General features: G+C 52.6%; 16 protein-coding genes and 1 pseudogene. 5 read left to right on the forward strand and 12 right to left on the reverse strand.

Annotation, left to right across the window (positions count from 1 at the left end; translation table 11 throughout):
* Window positions 1-6 precede the first annotated feature (6 nt).
* The 5 genes from sucA to sdhC form a co-directional block, all read right to left on the reverse strand.
* Window positions 7-2,808: a 2-oxoglutarate dehydrogenase E1 component gene (gene sucA, locus HBM92_RS16895; protein WP_001181473.1), complete on the reverse strand. Its 2,802-nt coding sequence runs from the start codon at window positions 2,806-2,808 to the stop codon at window positions 7-9.
* Between the two features lie 550 nt (window positions 2,809-3,358).
* Entirely contained in the window at window positions 3,359-4,075 is a 717-nt protein-coding gene (gene sdhB / locus HBM92_RS16900) for a succinate dehydrogenase iron-sulfur subunit SdhB (RefSeq protein ID WP_001235263.1), read from the reverse strand.
* Window positions 4,076-4,090: 15 nt separating this feature from the next.
* Window positions 4,091-5,857 carry a succinate dehydrogenase flavoprotein subunit gene (sdhA, locus tag HBM92_RS16905; protein ID WP_000775540.1) on the reverse strand — a complete coding sequence of 589 codons (1,767 nt, stop codon included), beginning with the start codon at window positions 5,855-5,857 and terminating at the stop codon, window positions 4,091-4,093.
* Window positions 5,857-6,204, reverse strand: coding sequence for a succinate dehydrogenase membrane anchor subunit (sdhD, locus tag HBM92_RS16910; protein WP_000254365.1), 348 nt, complete (start codon window positions 6,202-6,204; stop codon window positions 5,857-5,859). Before sdhD ends, sdhA begins: the two co-directional genes overlap by 1 nt.
* Window positions 6,198-6,602: a succinate dehydrogenase cytochrome b556 subunit gene (sdhC, locus tag HBM92_RS16915; RefSeq protein ID WP_000263355.1), complete on the reverse strand. Its 405-nt coding sequence runs from the start codon at window positions 6,600-6,602 to the stop codon at window positions 6,198-6,200. Before sdhC ends, sdhD begins: the two co-directional genes overlap by 7 nt.
* A gap of 380 nt (window positions 6,603-6,982) precedes the next feature.
* Between sdhC and HBM92_RS16920 the strand changes: the two genes are divergently transcribed.
* The 4 genes and pseudogenes from HBM92_RS16920 (at window position 6,983) to HBM92_RS16935 (ending at window position 10,299) form a co-directional block, all read left to right on the forward strand.
* Complete coding sequence (locus HBM92_RS16920; protein ID WP_001305582.1) at window positions 6,983-7,090, forward strand: hypothetical protein; 108 nt, start codon at window positions 6,983-6,985, stop codon at window positions 7,088-7,090.
* Between the two features lie 205 nt (window positions 7,091-7,295).
* Complete coding sequence (gene gltA, locus HBM92_RS16925) at window positions 7,296-8,579, forward strand: citrate synthase (RefSeq protein WP_000785834.1); 1,284 nt, start codon at window positions 7,296-7,298, stop codon at window positions 8,577-8,579.
* Between the two features lie 126 nt (window positions 8,580-8,705).
* A pseudogene (locus HBM92_RS16930) lies at window positions 8,706-9,101 on the forward strand (type 1 fimbrial protein); the annotation flags it as partial.
* 151 nt (window positions 9,102-9,252) lie between these two features.
* Window positions 9,253-10,299 carry an AbrB family transcriptional regulator gene (locus HBM92_RS16935; RefSeq protein ID WP_001144719.1) on the forward strand — a complete coding sequence of 349 codons (1,047 nt, stop codon included), beginning with the start codon at window positions 9,253-9,255 and terminating at the stop codon, window positions 10,297-10,299.
* Here the strand turns inward: HBM92_RS16935 and nei are convergent.
* The 5 genes from nei to ybgI are packed head-to-tail and all read right to left on the reverse strand — an operon-like array spanning window position 10,296 to window position 14,195.
* Window positions 10,296-11,087 (reverse strand): endonuclease VIII, encoded by a 792-nt coding sequence (nei, locus tag HBM92_RS16940; RefSeq protein ID WP_001114006.1) that lies wholly within the window; start codon window positions 11,085-11,087, stop codon window positions 10,296-10,298. The two genes, HBM92_RS16935 and nei, sit on opposite strands and share 4 nt — an antisense overlap.
* Window positions 11,088-11,122: 35 nt before the next feature.
* Window positions 11,123-11,857: a 5-oxoprolinase subunit PxpA gene (pxpA, locus tag HBM92_RS16945; protein WP_000687121.1), complete on the reverse strand. Its 735-nt coding sequence runs from the start codon at window positions 11,855-11,857 to the stop codon at window positions 11,123-11,125.
* Window positions 11,847-12,779: a 5-oxoprolinase subunit PxpC gene (pxpC, locus tag HBM92_RS16950; RefSeq protein ID WP_000912744.1), complete on the reverse strand. Its 933-nt coding sequence runs from the start codon at window positions 12,777-12,779 to the stop codon at window positions 11,847-11,849. The genes pxpA and pxpC overlap by 11 nt, the downstream gene beginning before the upstream one ends.
* Window positions 12,773-13,429: a 5-oxoprolinase subunit PxpB gene (pxpB, locus tag HBM92_RS16955; protein ID WP_001188331.1), complete on the reverse strand. Its 657-nt coding sequence runs from the start codon at window positions 13,427-13,429 to the stop codon at window positions 12,773-12,775. Before pxpB ends, pxpC begins: the two co-directional genes overlap by 7 nt.
* A gap of 22 nt (window positions 13,430-13,451) precedes the next feature.
* A complete protein-coding gene (ybgI, locus tag HBM92_RS16960) occupies window positions 13,452-14,195 on the reverse strand; it encodes a radiation resistance protein YbgI (protein ID WP_000798871.1) in 744 nt (247 codons plus the stop codon).
* Window positions 14,196-14,465: 270 nt separating this feature from the next.
* Here ybgI and dtpD point away from each other — a divergent pair, with 270 nt between their 5' ends.
* On the forward strand, window positions 14,466-15,947 hold the full coding sequence (gene dtpD / locus HBM92_RS16965) for a dipeptide permease DtpD (protein WP_001032722.1): 1,482 nt from the start codon (window positions 14,466-14,468) through the stop codon (window positions 15,945-15,947).
* Window positions 15,948-15,988: 41 nt separating this feature from the next.
* On the opposite strand, the gene phrB is transcribed toward dtpD, so the two are convergent.
* Together phrB and HBM92_RS16975 are read right to left on the reverse strand one after the other, a co-directional pair.
* Window positions 15,989-17,407 carry a deoxyribodipyrimidine photo-lyase gene (phrB, locus tag HBM92_RS16970; protein ID WP_000207167.1) on the reverse strand — a complete coding sequence of 473 codons (1,419 nt, stop codon included), beginning with the start codon at window positions 17,405-17,407 and terminating at the stop codon, window positions 15,989-15,991.
* Complete coding sequence (locus HBM92_RS16975; RefSeq protein ID WP_001075782.1) at window positions 17,404-17,913, reverse strand: YbgA family protein; 510 nt, start codon at window positions 17,911-17,913, stop codon at window positions 17,404-17,406. The genes phrB and HBM92_RS16975 overlap by 4 nt, the downstream gene beginning before the upstream one ends.
* Window positions 17,914-17,965 lie beyond the last annotated feature (52 nt).

The following is a 17,965-nucleotide window of genomic DNA, read 5'->3' on the forward strand; positions in this document are numbered from 1 at the left end:
CTTTATTTATTCGACGTTCAGCGCGTCATTAACCAGATCTTGTTGCTGTTTCTGGTGAACGGACATATACCCTACCGCCGGAGAGGCGGAGGCTGGGCGGCCTGCATAACGCAGAGAAGCCCCAAACGGAATCACTTCACGGAAATGATGCTGGCTGCAGTACCATGCGCCCTGGTTGAGCGGCTCTTCCTGGCACCAGACAAAATCCTTGACGTGAGCAAACTGCTGCAACACTTCCTGCATCGCTTTATGCGGGAACGGGTAGAGTTGCTCGATACGCACAATGGCGACATCGTGTTGATTGTTCTTACGACGTTGTTCCAGCAGGTCGTAATAAACCTTACCAGAACACATCACTACGCGCTTCACGCCCTTCGGATCAAGCTCGTCGATTTCACCGATGGCTGGCAGGAAGGTGCCGTTCGCCAGTTCTTCGAGACTGGATACCGCCAGCGGATGACGCAGCAGGGATTTCGGCGACATCACGACCAGTGGACGACGCATCCCGCGCAACGCCTGACGACGCAGCATGTGGTAAACCTGTGCCGGGGTAGAAGGTACGCAAACCTGCATGTTTTGCTCAGCGCAAAGTTGCAGATAACGTTCCAGACGCGCGGAGGAGTGCTCCGGCCCCTGCCCTTCGTAACCGTGCGGCAGCAACATCACCAGGCCACACATCCGGCCCCATTTCTGTTCGCCAGAGGAGATGAACTGGTCGATAACCACCTGTGCACCGTTGGCGAAGTCACCGAACTGTGCTTCCCAGATGGTCAGGGTGCGTGGTTCTGCGGTGGCATAACCGTATTCAAACGCCAGTACGGCTTCTTCAGACAGTACAGAGTCCCAGACGCGGAACGCGCCCTGGCCGTTATGGATATGTTGCAGCGGCGTGTAAGTGGAACCGTTAGACTGGTTGTGGATCACCGCGTGGCGGTGGAAGAAGGTACCGCGACCGGAGTCTTCACCCGACAGGCGAACCGGAATGCCTTCGTCAACCAACGTGGCGTAAGCGAGGTTTTCCGCGCCGCCCCAGTCGAACAGTTTCTCACCGGCTGCCATCGCCTGGCGATCGCCATAAATCTTGGCAACGCGAGACTGCATTTCAACTGCTTCCGGCACCGTGCTGATGCGTTTAGCCAGTTCCTGCAGGCGCTTCATCTCAACTTTGTTCGGGTACTCTTCGTCCCATTCGTGGTTGAGGTACGGCGACCAGGTGAAAGAGTGCATGTTCATCGGACGCCACTCTGCTACAACGCAATCGCCAGCATCCAGCGCATCGCGGTACAGGTTAACCATCTCGGTGGCATCTTCCAGCGTCGCGACTTTTTCCTGCTCCAGCTTGTCAGCGTAGATTTTGCGCGGCGTCGGATGTTTTTTGATTTTCTGATACATCAGCGGCTGGGTTGCGCTCGGCTCGTCGGCTTCGTTGTGGCCGTGACGGCGGTAGCATACCAGGTCGATGAAGACATCACGTTTAAAGGTGTTACGGAAATCGAGCGCCAGACGGGTAACAAAGGCAACGGCTTCCGGATCATCCGCGTTAACGTGGAAAATCGGTGCCTGAACCATCTTACCGATATCAGTACAGTACGGCGTCGAACGGGCATCCAGCGGGTTAGAGGTGGTGAAGCCAACCTGGTTGTTGATAACGATACGTACCGTACCGCCAACTTCATAACCACGCGCTTTCGACATGTTCAGGGTTTCCTGAACCACGCCCTGCCCGGTCACTGCGGCGTCACCATGAATGGTGATTGGCAGCACTTTGTTGCTGCTCGGCTCGTCGAGTCTGTCCAGACGGGCACGAACAGAACCGATAACGACCGGGCTTACAATCTCAAGGTGAGACGGGTTAAACGCCAGCGCCAGGTGAACCAGGCCGCCATCGGTCTGGAAGTCAGACGAGAAGCCCATGTGGTATTTCACGTCGCCCGTGCCGAGGTGTTCTTTATGTTTACCGGCAAACTCGTCGAACAAGTCTTGCGGTTTTTTACCCAGCACGTTCACCAGAACGTTCAGACGACCACGGTGCGCCATCCCGAGAACCACTTCGCGGGTGCCGCTGTTGCCAGCGTGGCGGATCATCTCTTTAAGCATCGGGATTAACGCGTCACCGCCTTCCAGCGAGAAGCGTTTTGCGCCAGGGAATTTTGCGCCGAGGTAACGTTCAAGGCCTTCAGCGGCGGTCAGTTCGCTTAAGAAGCGTTTTTTCTCTTCGCTATTGAAAGTCGCGCGACCAGACTCGATACGCTGTTGGATCCAGCGTTTTTCTTCGGTGCTGGTAATGTGCATATACTCGGCACCAATCGGGCCGCAGTAGGTTTGCTTGAGGGCTTCCAGCAGCTCGCCGAGTTTCATGGTTTCTTTGCCGCTGGCAAATGAACCGACGTTGAAGGTCTCCTGGAAGTCTGCTTCGGTCAGATCGTGGAAAGACGGATCCAGATCGGCCACTTTATCTTGCTGCCACAATCCCAGCGGATCGAGATTCGCATGCTGGTGACCACGGAAGCGGTATGCGTTAATGAGCTGCAGGACTTTAACCTGCTTCACATTGGTGTCAGGGTCGGAGATCGTTGAAGAGTAACGTGAAGCGTCTTTCGCCAGGCGGCGGAAATATTCACGCGTTTGAGAGTGGAATTGATCCGGTTTGACTCCCGTACCAGGTAACTGCTGGAACGTCGAACGCCAGTTAGCGTCAACCGAGTCAGGATCGGTTAAGAAGTCTTCATAGAGCTGTTCTATCCAGCTCTGGTTTGCGCCAGAGAGGTAAGAAGAGTCCAACCAGGCTTTCAAAGCGCTGTTCTGCATCGTGATCCCTTAAGCATCTTTTTTATGCTTACTTCGCCGTGGATACTACCACGCACATTTCATATCTGATGTGCGTGCCGGGGTTCACTTGTTGCGGACTTGTCGTGTTTTCTGCGTCCGCTAAGGAACCTTTAAAAACTGTCTTAGTGTCAGGGGCAGTTTTTAAAGATTTCCTGCATTTCTTTTGTAGGCCGGATAAGGCATTCACGCCGCATCCGGCGCTGTTTGCCTGATGCGACGCTTGCGCGTCTTATCAGGCCTACGGTTTCTGCATTTCTTTTGTAGGCCGGATAAGGCGTTCACGCCGCATCCGGCACTGGTTGCCTGATGCGACGCTTGCGCGTCTTATCAGGCCTACGGTTTCTGCATTTCTTTTGTAGGCCGGATAAGGCGTTCACGCCGCATCCGGCACTGGTTGCCTGATGCGACGCTTGTGCGTCTTATCAGGCCTACGGTTTCTGCATTTCTTTTGTAGGCCGGATAAGGCGTTCACGCCGCATCCGGCACTGGTTGCCTGATGCGACGCTTGCGCGTCTTATCAGGCCTGGGTTTACGCATTACGTTGCAACAACATCGACTTGATATGGCCGATGGCGCGCGTCGGGTTCAGCCCCTTCGGACATACACTGACGCAGTTCATGATGCTGTGACAGCGGAATACACTGAATGCATCGCTCAAACCGTCGAGGCGGCTGTCAGTCTCGGTATCACGGCTATCGATCAGGAAACGATATGCCGCTAACAAGCCTGCCGGGCCGATAAACTTATCGGGATTCCACCAGAAAGACGGACAAGAGGTTGAACAACATGCGCAGAGAATACATTCATACAACCCGTCGAGTTTTTCGCGCTGCTCTGGCATCTGTAAATGCTCGCGAGCTGGCGGATTTTGTCCATTATTCAACAGGTAAGGCTTAATTTTCTCATATTGCGCATAGAATTGTCCCATGTCTACCACCAAATCGCGGATCACCGGTAAACCTGGCAGCGGGCGAATCACAATCTTCTTGCCCGGCTGGTTGAGTGCCGAAATCGGGGTAATACAGGCCAGACCATTCTTACCGTTCATGTTCAGACCGTCGGAACCGCACACACCTTCACGGCAGGAGCGGCGGAACGACAGGCTGGGATCTTTCTCTTTCAGCTGAATAAGCGCATCCAGCAGCATCATGTCGCGACCTTCTTCCGCTTCCAGGGTGTAATCCTGCATACGCGGAGCATCATCAACATCCGGGTTATAGCGATAAATTGAAAACTCGAGTCTCATTTTCCTGTCTCCGCATTAGTAAGTACGAATCTTCGGCGGGAATGCCGGGCGCAGTTTCGGTTCCATGTTGACGCTTCGGCGCGTCATGGATTCCGACTCTGGCAGATACAGGGAGTGGCACAGCCAGTTTTCATCATCGCGATCCGGGAAGTCGAAGCGGCTATGCGCGCCACGGCTTTCGGTACGGAAGTTGGCAGAAACAGCCGTTGCATACGCCGTTTCCATCAGGTTATCCAGTTCCAGGCACTCAACGCGCTGGGTATTGAACTCACTTGAAGTGTCATCCAGACGGGCATTTTTCAAACGCTCGCGGATAACTTTCAACTGCTCAAGCCCTTTCGCCATCGCATCACCTTCACGGAAGACCGAGAAGTTATGCTGCATACATTCTTGCAGTGCTTTACGGATCGCCACCGGATCTTCACCGTTACGGTTATTGTTCCAGCGGTTCAGGCGATCCAGAGACGCTTCTACATCAGACTCGCTGGCATCGCGCAGTGCGCCCTGCTCGGCGATAGACTCTTGCAGATGCAGACCTGCCGCACGACCAAATACGACCAGGTCCAGCAGCGAGTTGCCGCCCAGACGGTTAGCGCCATGTACCGATACACAAGCGATTTCACCAACGGCAAATAGCCCCGGAACAACCACATCTTCGCCTTTCTCATTCACAGTCAGCGCCTGACCGGTCACTTTGGTCGGAATACCGCCCATCATGTAGTGACAGGTTGGGATAACCGGAATCGGCTCTTTCACCGGATCAACGTGAGCGAAGGTGCGGGAGAGTTCAAGGATACCCGGCAGACGGGATTCAAGAACTTCTTTCCCCAGATGGTCAAGTTTCAGTTTTGCGTGTGGCCCCCACGGACCATCACAGCCGCGGCCTTCACGGATTTCGATCATGATGGAACGCGCCACCACGTCACGGCCCGCCAGGTCTTTGGCGTTCGGCGCATAACGTTCCATAAAGCGTTCGCCATGTTTGTTCAGCAGATAACCGCCTTCACCACGGCAACCTTCGGTGACCAGTACGCCCGCACCGGCAATACCGGTCGGGTGGAACTGCCACATTTCCATATCCTGTACCGGTACGCCTGCACGGATAGCCATGCCGACACCGTCGCCAGTGTTAATGTGGGCGTTGGTGGTGGACTGATAAATACGCCCTGCCCCGCCAGTCGCCAGCACTGTCGCGCGAGCTTTAAAGTAAACCACTTCACCAGTTTCGATGCACAGTGCGGTACAACCGACCACTGCGCCATCCTGGTTTTTCACCAGATCCAGCGCATACCACTCGGAGAAAATGGTGGTGTGGTTTTTCAGGTTCTGCTGATAAAGCGTGTGCAACAGTGCGTGACCGGTACGGTCGGCAGCCGCCGCAGTACGTGCCGCCTGCTCGCCGCCGAAGTTTTTCGACTGACCGCCAAACGGACGTTGATAGATACGACCATCATCAAGACGCGAGAACGGCAGGCCCATATGTTCCAGTTCCAGAATCGCTTCCGGCCCGGTTTTACACATATATTCAATCGCGTCCTGGTCACCGATATAGTCCGACCCTTTTACGGTGTCGTACATATGCCATTCCCAGTTATCTTCATGGGTATTACCCAGCGCAACGGTAATACCACCTTGCGCAGAAACGGTATGGGAACGGGTCGGGAAGACTTTAGAGAGCAGCGCACAGGTCTGGCCACTCTGGGAAATTTGCAGCGCCGCGCGCATACCTGCGCCGCCAGCACCAATCACAACTGCATCAAATTCTCTGACTGGCAATTTCATCACACACCCCACACCACAACGAATCCATAAATCACGTAAACCACCAGTGCAACGACAATCACCAGTTGCAGCATCAGGCGCAAGGCCAGCGGTTTAACGTAGTCGGTCAACACCTGCCACATGCCGATCCAGGCATGGATCAAGATAGAAAACAGCGCCAGCAGGGTGAACACTTTGGTGAACGCAGAGGCGAAGAAACCAATCCAGACTTCATATGTCAGCTCGCCACTGGTAGCGAAAAAACCGACCATATAAATGATGTAGAGCGTCAGGACGATAGCGGTAGCACGAACGAGGATGAAATCATGTACGCCATTGCGTCCTAATGCGGAGGCGTTGCTTACCATACGAGGACTCCTGCGAGAAGTGAAAGCACGACAGTAATAACAAAGGAGATTTTGGCGGAGCGTTTACCCGCTTCGAATGTTTCTTCCAGATAGCCAAAATCCATCATCATGTGGCGAATACCTACGACGACGTGATATGCCAGAGCGGTAAGGATGCCCCACATGATAAATTTGACGAAGAAGCTGCCCATAATCGCGGAAGCTTGCTCGAAACCTTCAGGGGAAGAGAGGCTGGTACCCAGAAGCCACAGCAGGATGCCCACTGCAACAAAGGTGATCACACCGGAAACGCGATGGAGAATGGACGCTATCGCCGTGACGGGGAACCGGATGGTCTGTAGGTCCAGATTAACAGGTCTTTGTTTTTTCACATTTCTTATCATGAATAACGCCCACATGCTGTTCTTATTATTCCCTGGGGACTACGGGCACAGAGGTTAACTTTCTGTTACCAGGAGACGTCGGGATTTCCTTCCTCCGGTCTGCTTGCGGGTCAGACAGCGTCCTTTCTATAACTGCGCGTCATGCAAAACACTGCTTCCAGATGCGAAAACGACACGTTACAACGCTGGGTGGCTCGGGATTGCAGGGTGTTCCGGAGACCTGGCGGCAGTATAGGCTGTTCACAAAATCATTACAATTAACCTACATATAGTTTGTCGGGTTTTATCCCGAACAGTGATCTGCGTCACGATAACAACATTTATTTAATTTTTAATCATCTAATTTGACAATCATTCAACAAAGTTGTTACAAACATTACCAGGAAAAGCATATAATGCGTAAAAGTTATGAAGTCGGTATTTCACCTAAGATTAACTTATGTAACAGTGTGGAAGTATTGACCAATTCATTCGGGACAGTTATTAGTGGTAGACAAGTTTAATAATTCGGATTGCTAAGTACTTGATTCGCCATTTATTCGTCATCAATAGATCCTTTACCTGCAAGCGCCCAGAGCTCTGTACCCAGGTTTTCCCCTCTTTCACAGAGCGGCGAGCCAAATAACAAACGGGTAAAGCCAGGTTGATGTGCGAAGGCAAATTTAAGTTCCGGCAGTCTTACGCAATAAGGCGCTAAGGAGACCTTAAATGGCTGATACAAAAGCAAAACTCACCCTCAACGGGGACACAGCTGTTGAACTGGATGTGCTGAAAGGCACGCTGGGTCAAGATGTTATTGATATCCGTACTCTCGGTTCAAAAGGTGTGTTCACCTTTGACCCAGGCTTCACTTCAACCGCATCCTGCGAATCTAAAATTACTTTTATTGATGGTGATGAAGGTATTTTGCTGCACCGCGGTTTCCCGATCGATCAGCTGGCGACCGATTCTAACTACCTGGAAGTTTGTTACATCCTGCTGAATGGTGAAAAACCGACTCAGGAACAGTATGACGAATTTAAAACTACGGTGACCCGTCATACTATGATCCACGAGCAGATTACCCGTCTGTTCCATGCTTTCCGTCGCGACTCGCATCCAATGGCAGTCATGTGTGGTATTACCGGCGCGCTGGCAGCGTTCTATCACGACTCGCTGGATGTTAACAATCCTCGTCATCGTGAAATTGCCGCGTTCCGCCTGCTGTCAAAAATGCCGACCATGGCCGCGATGTGTTACAAGTATTCCATTGGTCAGCCATTTGTTTACCCGCGCAACGATCTCTCCTACGCCGGTAACTTCCTGAATATGATGTTCTCCACGCCGTGCGAACCGTATGAAGTTAATCCGATTCTGGAACGTGCTATGGACCGTATTCTGATCCTGCACGCTGACCATGAACAGAACGCCTCCACCTCCACCGTGCGTACCGCTGGCTCTTCGGGTGCGAACCCGTTTGCCTGTATCGCAGCAGGTATTGCTTCACTGTGGGGACCTGCGCACGGTGGTGCTAACGAAGCGGCGCTGAAAATGCTGGAAGAAATCAGCTCCGTTAAACACATTCCAGAATTTGTTCGTCGTGCGAAAGACAAAAATGATTCTTTCCGCCTGATGGGCTTCGGTCACCGCGTGTACAAAAATTACGACCCGCGCGCCACAGTAATGCGTGAAACCTGCCATGAAGTTCTGAAAGAGCTGGGTACCAAAGATGACCTGCTGGAAGTGGCTATGGAGCTGGAAAACATCGCGCTGAACGACCCGTACTTTATCGAGAAAAAACTGTACCCGAACGTCGATTTCTACTCTGGTATCATCCTGAAAGCGATGGGTATTCCGTCTTCTATGTTCACCGTGATCTTCGCTATGGCACGTACGGTTGGCTGGATCGCCCACTGGAGCGAAATGCACAGTGACGGTATGAAGATTGCCCGTCCGCGTCAGCTGTATACAGGATATGAAAAACGCGACTTTAAAAGCGATATCAAGCGTTAATGGTTGATTGCTAAGCCGTTCACTTTCCGGACCCGCCTTTAATAGAGCGGGTTCTTTTTATATGGCTGAACATAAAAAATTGTAAAAATTAAACCAGATGCAAATACCCATTAATAATGGTGAAAAAATATTTCACCGGAAACACTGGTGATTGATTTGGGTAAATTTAACTTACTGGATATTCGCCGCCACACAATGTCGAAAACATTCAGTATCAAGACAACAAAATCGCAAAATGACCAGTGTACCGACGGATTTAAGGTCAGCTCCTCGTTTTATACCGAAAAAACGTTGGTTGAAGAAGATAAAGCATTGTTGATTGGTAATGGTCTGAAGCTACGTATACTGGATGAAAACGCCTCGCCTTATACATTCAATAAATATGCTTAATACGCCGATTTCACCAGTGATATGCTGATCTACGAAAAAACCTATACGGCTGAATTATCGTCCACACCTGGCACTCCCATCGCGGCGGGTCCCTTCGATACAGTGGTACTTTTTAAGATTAACTATAACTGATTTAACACGACGCCCTTTTCAGCCGGAAAGGGCAACGTATTCAGATTATTGCTGATTTTCCCCTTTTCCTTGATTACCGTTATTTTTTCCAGACCCAGCTTTCTTTATGCTGTATCGATACACCAAAGATAAAATAATGAGGAAGCGAAGAATGCCTGTATTGCAGTGGGGAATGTTATGTGTTCTGTCACTTCTCCTTTCTATTGGCTTCCTCGCTTTACATCTCCCGGCGGCACTCCTGCTTGGCCCGATGATCGCGGGGATCATCTTCAGTATGCGCGGAGTCACTCTGCAACTTCCCCGCTCCGCTTTTCTCGCTGCCCAAGCCATTCTTGGCTGCATGATTGCACAAAACCTCACTGGTTCGATTCTCACCACGCTGGCCGTCAACTGGCCGATCGTGCTTGCGATTTTACTGGTGACGCTGCTTTCCAGCGCCATCGTGGGTTGGTTATTGGTGCGCTATAGCTCGCTGCCAGGAAATACCGGGGCCTGGGGTTCTTCTCCTGGCGGCGCGGCGGCAATGGTCGCAATGGCGCAAGATTACGGCGCAGATATTCGTCTGGTGGCGTTTATGCAATATCTGCGAGTGCTGTTCGTCGCAGGAGCCGCTGTTCTGGTCACCCGCATGATGCTGGGCGATAACGCTGAAGCGGTTAACCAGCAGATCGTCTGGTTCCCGCCAGTGAGCATTAATCTCCTGCTTACGATTTTGCTCGCGGTCGTTGCCGGTACGGCGGGATGCTTGCTACGTCTTCCTTCCGGCACGATGCTCATCCCGATGCTGGCGGGCGCAGTGCTCCAGTCTGGTCAGCTCATCACCATCGAACTCCCGGAATGGCTGCTGGCGATGGCATATATGGCAATTGGCTGGCGGATTGGTCTTGGTTTCGATAAGCAAATATTACTGCGGGCATTGCGCCCGCTACCGCAAATCCTGCTGTCGATTTTTGCTCTGCTGGCTATTTGTGCGGGTATGGCGTGGGGGCTGACCCGGTTTATGCATATTGATTTTATGACCGCCTACCTCGCCACCAGCCCCGGCGGGCTTGATACCGTGGCGGTCATCGCCGCAGGGAGCAATGCCGATATGGCGCTCATCATGGCGATGCAAACCCTGCGCCTGTTCAGTATTTTGCTGACGGGGCCTGCCATCGCACGGTTTATTTCAACCTATGCGCCGAAGCGTTCGGCCTAGTGCTGGCAGCCAGGGCACCAGTAAAACGGGCGCGATGACAGCGTGGTTTTCTCAATGATGCCGCCACAGCGTTCGCACGGTTCGCCATCACGATGAAAAACCTTAAAGCGAAACAGCGCCCCATGATATTTGTTTTCATCCACCTGGCCCCGCGTAGCGTAAGAAAGTCGCGGAATATCCAGTAACGCGTGTGCGAGTGCATCCAGTTGCGCCGCATTGAGATCTTTCGCTTTATGATTTCCGGTCAACCCAACCTGCCAGAGGATCTCCACCCGCAAATAATTGCCAAGTCCTGCCAGAAACGCCTGATCGAGCAGTAATCCAGCAAACTGGCGGTTACGAAAGCGCGGCGACAATAATCGTTCCTTTACCACCTCCGGCGTCAGATTCGGATCCAGCACATCGGGACCAACGCGTTGTAAAAACGGATGCGTGGTCAGTTGTTCCGGAGTCAACATCTCAATATCCGAGGCGCTATAAAGCAGAATGGTTTTGTCAGCCGTTTGCAGTTTTACCCGCAGTACTCGCGTGGTCTGCGGCTCTTCGCCGGTATCAACCACGCGCCAGACGCCGTAAAGCTGATTATGGCTGTAGAGCGTTAAGTCGTTGGAAAAATGAGTTAACAACGCCTTACCACGCGTTTCCACATGGGTAACGTGTTGACCGATAAGTCGTGATTGATAAGATTTTAACTGCGGGAAGGCAAACCAGACATCAGTTAGTGGTTTGCCTTTGATCGCCGCCTCCAGGTTATCCGCTGCACGGCGGATCTCCGGGCCTTCAGGCATGGTGATATCCTTTTTTCATTCTTTATTAAGCGGGGTTATGCTGCGACAACTATCCCCTTTTCAGCAAATGTAGCTCGTAATCGGCGGGCGAACGCCAGTGCGTGCTCGCCATCGCCATGTAGGCAGACCGTTTGCGCCGTGACCATTGCCCATTCGCCGGTGATACTTTTGACTCTGCCGTGTTGCACCATCTCCAACGTTTGCGCCAGCGCCTGTTCTTCGTTTTCAATCAACGCGCCTGGCTGGCTTCGCGGCACCAGCGAACCGTCTGCCTGATAACCACGATCGGCAAACACTTCCTCGCGCGTTACCAGGCCATATCGTTCGCCTGCACGAATCAGCTCGCTTCCTGCCAGCCCGACGAGAATCAATGCCGGATCGCAAGCGTATACCGCTCTGGCGATAGCGTCTGCCAGTTGTGCCTCTTTCGCCGCCTGGTTGTATAACATGCCGTGCGGTTTGACATGACACATTACGCCACCTTGCGCACGGGTAATCGCTGCCAGCGCGCCAATTTGATACAGCGTCTGGGCGAAAACGGTTTCTGGCGGCAGCTGCATGGCGCTGCGACCAAAATTTTCCCTGTCGGGAAAACTCGGGTGAGCGCCAATCGCGACACCATTTTTTATTGCTTCACGCACGCAAGCCTGCATGGTTTGCGCATCGCCTGCATGAAATCCACAGGCAATATTGGCAGAGGAAACCAGCGTTAATAGTTCTGCGTCGCTGGCGCAGCCTTCGCCCAGATCGGCGTTCAGGTCAATTTTCATTGTGCAGCCGCCACGCTAATTGTTCGAAATAACGTTGTTGATCTTGCCGTGCTTTCAGTGCCTCTTCCAGTGAACACTGGACAAAATGAATCGGCTGACCGAGCGGAATTTGCGCCAGATGGTACATATCAGCCTCAATGATACAGGCAATACGCGGGTAACCACCGGTGGTTTGCGCATCGTTCATCAACACAATGGGCTGCCCGTTATGCGGCACCTGCACCACACCTGGTAACAAACCGTGAGATAACAGTTCGCGATCGGTGGTGCGTTTTAAAATTTGCCCCTGTAAGCGATAGCCCATGCGGTTACTTTGCGAGCTAAGCTGCCAGGGCGAACGCCAGAATGCATCCTGCGAGGCGCGATCGAACTCATGATATTCCGGCCCCGGCAAGGCGCGAATGCGGTTGCCCCACAGCAGCTGTTTAACGCCCTGCGCTTCCATAAAATCACGCTTCGCTTTGCCAATCGGGAGTCGGTCACCATCCCTCAGTAAACGGCCTTCCAACCCGCCAATCCCCACTTTGAGATCGGTGCTGCATGATCCCATTACCGGCGGAACATCAATACCACCCGCGACCGCAAGATAACTGCGCATCCCGTGCTGCGGGCGTTTAAGCGTTAAACGCTGGCCTGCTCTCATTGGCAATCGCCAGCCGGTCCAGACGGCGTTATCATCCAGCCGCGCTTCGCAACCGGCACCCGTCAGGGCAAACCACCCATCAGTTTCGAACTCAACCGTTAACTGACCGAGCGTGATCTCCAGCGCGGGGGCGTTGGCGTCATTACCCACCAGCAGGTTAGCAATGCGCAGCGCAGGCATATCCAGTGCGCCACAGTGGCTGATACCAGACTGACGAAAGCCGTGACGGCCGCCATCCTGCACGGTGGTGTACATGCCCGCACGAATAATCTTCAGCATACTCCCTCCTTCTGGGGTACAAAGCGCACGCTGTCTCCCGGACGTAATAAGATGGGTTCGTCACGCTCCGGATCAAACAGGCTGAGTGAGGTATGACCAACCAACTGCCAGCCACCCGGCGTTGCCAGCGGATAAACACCGGTCTGCGGCCCGCCGATCCCAACAGAACCTGCCGGAACGTGCAAGCGCGGTTCTGCGCGCCGTGGCGTGTGTAGTTGTTCCGGCAAACTCCCGAGATACGGGAAGCCCGGTTGAAAACCTAAAAACCAGACCACGTATTCCACGGAGGAGTGCAATTCAACAACCTGTTTTTCGCTCAATCCACAATGCGCCGCGACCACCGCCAAATCCGGTCCGGCTGCGCCACCGTAAACCACCGGAATTTCAATAAAGCGAGACTCCGGCTCCAGCGCCTCACTCTCCTCCCACCAGCGTTGCAAACGCTCTATGGCATCCAGCGCCAGCGACTCAGGATTACGCAAAATCACTGTGATATTGTTCATGCCAGGAATGGCTTCAACCACATTCGGCATATCCACCAGACGCTGTGCCAGTCGCCAGATCCGTTTCTGGCTAGCCAGCGTCACCGGCGGTTCCAGTTCCAGTACTACCGCCGTTTCACCTATCAGATAACAACGCGCTCGTTGCACTTTCGATCCCTCTGATTATTCGTTATGCAGGATTAGGAATATCAATAAAGGTCACATCAAGATCGGTATTTTCATTCAGCCACTCGCTCAATGCGCGAATACCACCGCGTTCAGTGGCATGGTGACCCGCAGCATAAAAATGCAATCCCTGCTCACGGGCTGAATGAATGGTCTGTTCAGAAACTTCGCCAGTAATAAAAGCATCCACGCCAAAACGCGCGGCGCTATCGATAAAACTTTGCCCGCCCCCCGTGCACCAGGCGACGCGCTGGACCACCTCAGGCCCGGTATCGCCACACCATAACGGCTTACGTCCCAGACGCGCTTCAATCCAGGAGGCCAGTTCCAGTCCCGGCACAGGCATGGTCAGTTCGCCCCACGGCACCAACGGCTCAATTTCGCCCATGACCGTGATCCCCAGTAACGCCGCCAGTTGTGCGTTATTACCCAGCTCCGGATGCGCGTCCAGGGGCAGATGCCAGCCATACAGGTTGATATCATTCGCCAGCAACGTTTTTAAACGGTTACGCTTCATTCCGCGAATGACCGGAGATTCGCCTTTCCAGAAGTAGCCATGATGCACAATGACCGCATCCGCGCCCAGACGCACTGCCTCATCGAGCAAAGCCTGGCTGGCAGTGACACCGGTAACAATTTTTTGCACCGTCTCTTTGCCTTCCACCTGCAAACCATTCGGCGCGTAATCACTAATCGCCGCGCTGTTCAGTTTTTCGTTAATCAGTTGTTCCAGTTCGGTGTTTTTCATCTTCGCGCCTTCCGTATTCTGATAGCTACACCGTTAACATAGCGTTACCTCGCCTGTTCGTCGATAGCCAATCTTTTGACATATTAAGAAACAAACCCGACGCCAAAAGACGCAAATTGTTTATATCATCACGCTTCAGCTAATGTATATTTATGCAATCAGACAGCATATTGCATAAATAATCAGATCTGTATCAAAGTTTTAACTTTAAGGAAACACAAGCACGCCGCGCAACTATTACGTGACGTTGCAGTCAATTGTGGAATTATTATGAATAAACACGCATCACAACCGCGCGCTATTTACTATGTCGTTGCGCTGCAAATCTGGGAATATTTTAGCTTTTACGGCATGCGTGCCCTGCTGATCCTCTATCTCACCAATCAACTAAAATATAGCGATAATCACGCCTACGAGTTATTTAGCGCCTACTGTTCGCTGGTATATGTCACGCCAATCCTCGGTGGCTTTTTGGCGGATAAAGTTCTCGGCAATCGCATGGCGGTGATGCTGGGGGCGTTGTTGATGGCGATCGGTCATGTGGTGCTGGGTGCCAGTGAGATCCATCCGTCATTCCTCTATCTGTCCCTGGCGATTATCGTCTGCGGCTATGGTCTGTTTAAATCCAACGTCAGTTGCCTGCTCGGCGAGCTGTATGAGCCAACCGATCCACGTCGTGATGGCGGTTTCTCGCTGATGTATGCGGCGGGTAACGTGGGGTCTATTATCGCACCTATCGCCTGTGGTTTCGCCCAGGAAGAGTACAGTTGGGCGATGGGCTTTGGCCTGGCGGCGGTGGGTATGATCGCGGGTCTGGTCATTTTCTTATGTGGCAATCGTCATTTCACACATACCCGCGGCGTTAACAAAAAGGTACTGCGTGCGACAAACTTTCTCCTGCCCAACTGGGGATGGCTACTGGTTCTGCTGGTGGCAACGCCTGCGCTGATTACCGTGTTGTTCTGGAAAGAGTGGTCGGTATACGCCTTGATTGTCGCGACGATCATTGGCCTTGGGGTTCTGGCAAAAATTTATCGCAAAGCAGAAAACCAAAAACAGCGTAAGGAGCTGGGGCTGATTGTTACCCTCACCTTCTTCAGCATGTTGTTCTGGGCATTCGCACAACAGGGGGGTAGCTCGATTAGCCTTTATATCGACCGCTTCGTTAACCGCGATATGTTTGGTTATACCGTTCCGACTGCTATGTTCCAGTCGATTAATGCCTTCGCAGTTATGCTGTGCGGTGTGTTCCTGGCGTGGGTGGTTAAAGAAAGCGTCGCAGGTAATCGTACCGTGCGCATCTGGGGAAAATTTGCTCTTGGCCTTGGCCTGATGAGCGCCGGATTCTGCATTCTGACCTTAAGCGCCCGCTGGTCCGCAATGTATGGTCACTCTTCTCTGCCACTGATGGTGTTAGGCCTGGCGGTGATGGGCTTTGCGGAACTGTTTATCGATCCGGTTGCTATGTCGCAGATTACGCGCATTGAAATCCCCGGCGTGACCGGCGTATTAACCGGCATTTATATGCTGCTTTCCGGCGCGATTGCGAACTATCTGGCGGGCGTGATTGCCGATCAGACGTCGCAGGCTTCGTTTGATGCTTCCGGGGCGATCAACTACTCCATCAATGCATATATTGAAGTATTTGATCAAATTACCTGGGGCGCACTGGCGTGTGTAGGACTGGTACTGATGATTTGGCTGTATCAGGCGCTTAAGTTCAGAAACCGCGCGCTGGCGCTGGAGTCTTAATAAGCCAGCACCATGCCTGATAAAACGCTCGCTGCGTTTTATCAGGCTCCTTTCCTCGCTTCTTCGTACGCTGCCAGCGTTCGCAGCCTTGCCTCTTTGTGATCGACTATCGGTTGCGGATAATCCAACGTCACACCTGTTTTCTCTGCCCACTTCCACGGCTCATGCACCGCTTTCCCCGGTACATCGCGCAGCTCCGGTAGCCACTGGCGGATAAATTCGCCTTCGCGGTCAAATTTCTCGCCCTGAGTTGTCGGGTTGAAAATACGAAAATACGGCGCTGCATCAGTACCCGTAGAAGCAGCCCACTGCCAGCCACCGTTATTAGCTGCCAAATCACCATCAATCAACTGCGACATGAAATATCGCTCGCCTTCGCGCCAGTCGATCAACAAATCTTTCACCAGAAAACTGGCTGTAATCATCCGTAGCCGGTTATGCATCCAGCCAGTGCTGTTAAGCTGACGCATGGCAGCATCGACAATCGGGTATCCCGTTTTGCCCTCCTGCCAGGCCTTTAAATGGGCGGGATTGCTTTGCCACTGTACACGATCCGTCCAGGCAATAAACGGACGATGTTTACACAGCGAAGGATAATACGTCATCAAATGGCGGTAGAACTCGCGCCATATCAGCTCATTAAGCCAGACGCTCCCCGGTCCGCCTTCCAGCACCTGCGGTTGTTCCGCCAACAGGCGATGTAAACACTGGCGAGGCGATAACCCGCCCGTTGCCAGGCTGGCGGACAAACGACTGGTGCCTTCCACTGCCGGAAAATCTCGTTGTTGCTCATACTCTCCGGCACCGTTCAGGCAAAACTGGCGTAATTGCGCAATCGCCGCTTTTTCTTCCACCGGGAAATGCGCAGTATCGAAAGACTGACGAGGATAATTCAGCGTAATGGATGGCGCGGGCTCTATCGATCCGCTACTACGAACTTTTGGTGCAGCGACGCACTCCGGCATCCCTTCCCGCAGCCGTTTCAACCATGCGTTTTTAAAAGGCGTAAAGACTTTGTACATCTCATGATTGCCAGTCATCACCGCCCCCGGCGGCAGGATCACGCTGTCATCAAATCCTTCACACACCACGTTACGCAGCGTCCTCTCAGCCTGCACATCCCGCGCCCGCTCATTCACCTCATACTGATAGTTATAAAAAAGATGAGTAACGCGGTATTCCGCGCACACCTGTTTAACTATTTCGACGCTGGCGGCAAAGTCATCCACTTCACGGAACAATAAAGGAATGCCTTTTTCCGCCAGCGCGATTTGTAGCGCATTAAGTTGTGTATTGATAAGTTCAGCCTGACGCGGCGACACATTATGCGCCGCCCACTGGCGTGGTGTAGCGATATACAACGCCAGCACGCGCGCAGACGAATTGCGGCAGGCGGCAGCCAGCGCGAGATTATCGTGCTGACGTAAATCCTGGCGAAACCAGACCAGATGGGTAGTCATAAAACTCCTGCATGGCGCAAGTTAATCACACGCGGCCAAAGTTCGAAATAACGCTGCCCTGAAAGCCAGGCGTCAGGATAAAGCGCCATATAGTGTTTGATACGCATCAGCGGCGCAAGAAGCGGTTGCTCGCCACGGCGATAACTGTCGATAAGCGCCGCCAGCTGCTGGCGTTCTGTGGAATCAATATGTGGGCGAAAATATCCCTGAGCGTGCATCAAAACGTTAGTATGATCACGCCGGTTGGCAGGGTGAGAAAGCAAAACAATTACGCGTTGGCGGTACTGGTTGTAATAGTCATCCAGACTTTGCCACCGGTGAATATCAGCCACAAACGGGCCAAGTTTGCGGTACTCCGGCTGAGAATGTGCCAGAAAGACGAGTTTATAGCGGCTGTGATAATCGAGAAGCGCCCCGCGCGTTAGTCCTCGATCTTTGAGATTGTGTAACTCATGCAAAGCAAAAATGCGGATAAGGGTGCTGTCATCAAAAAGTTGTTGATTCATTACTGCTCCTGAACGGTTTACAGGAGTAAGTGTAGACGCCGAAAAAAGAAAA

The organism is Escherichia sp. E.sYA108 (assembly GCF_011754335.1).
GTDB lineage: Bacteria > Pseudomonadota > Gammaproteobacteria > Enterobacterales > Enterobacteriaceae > Escherichia > Escherichia coli.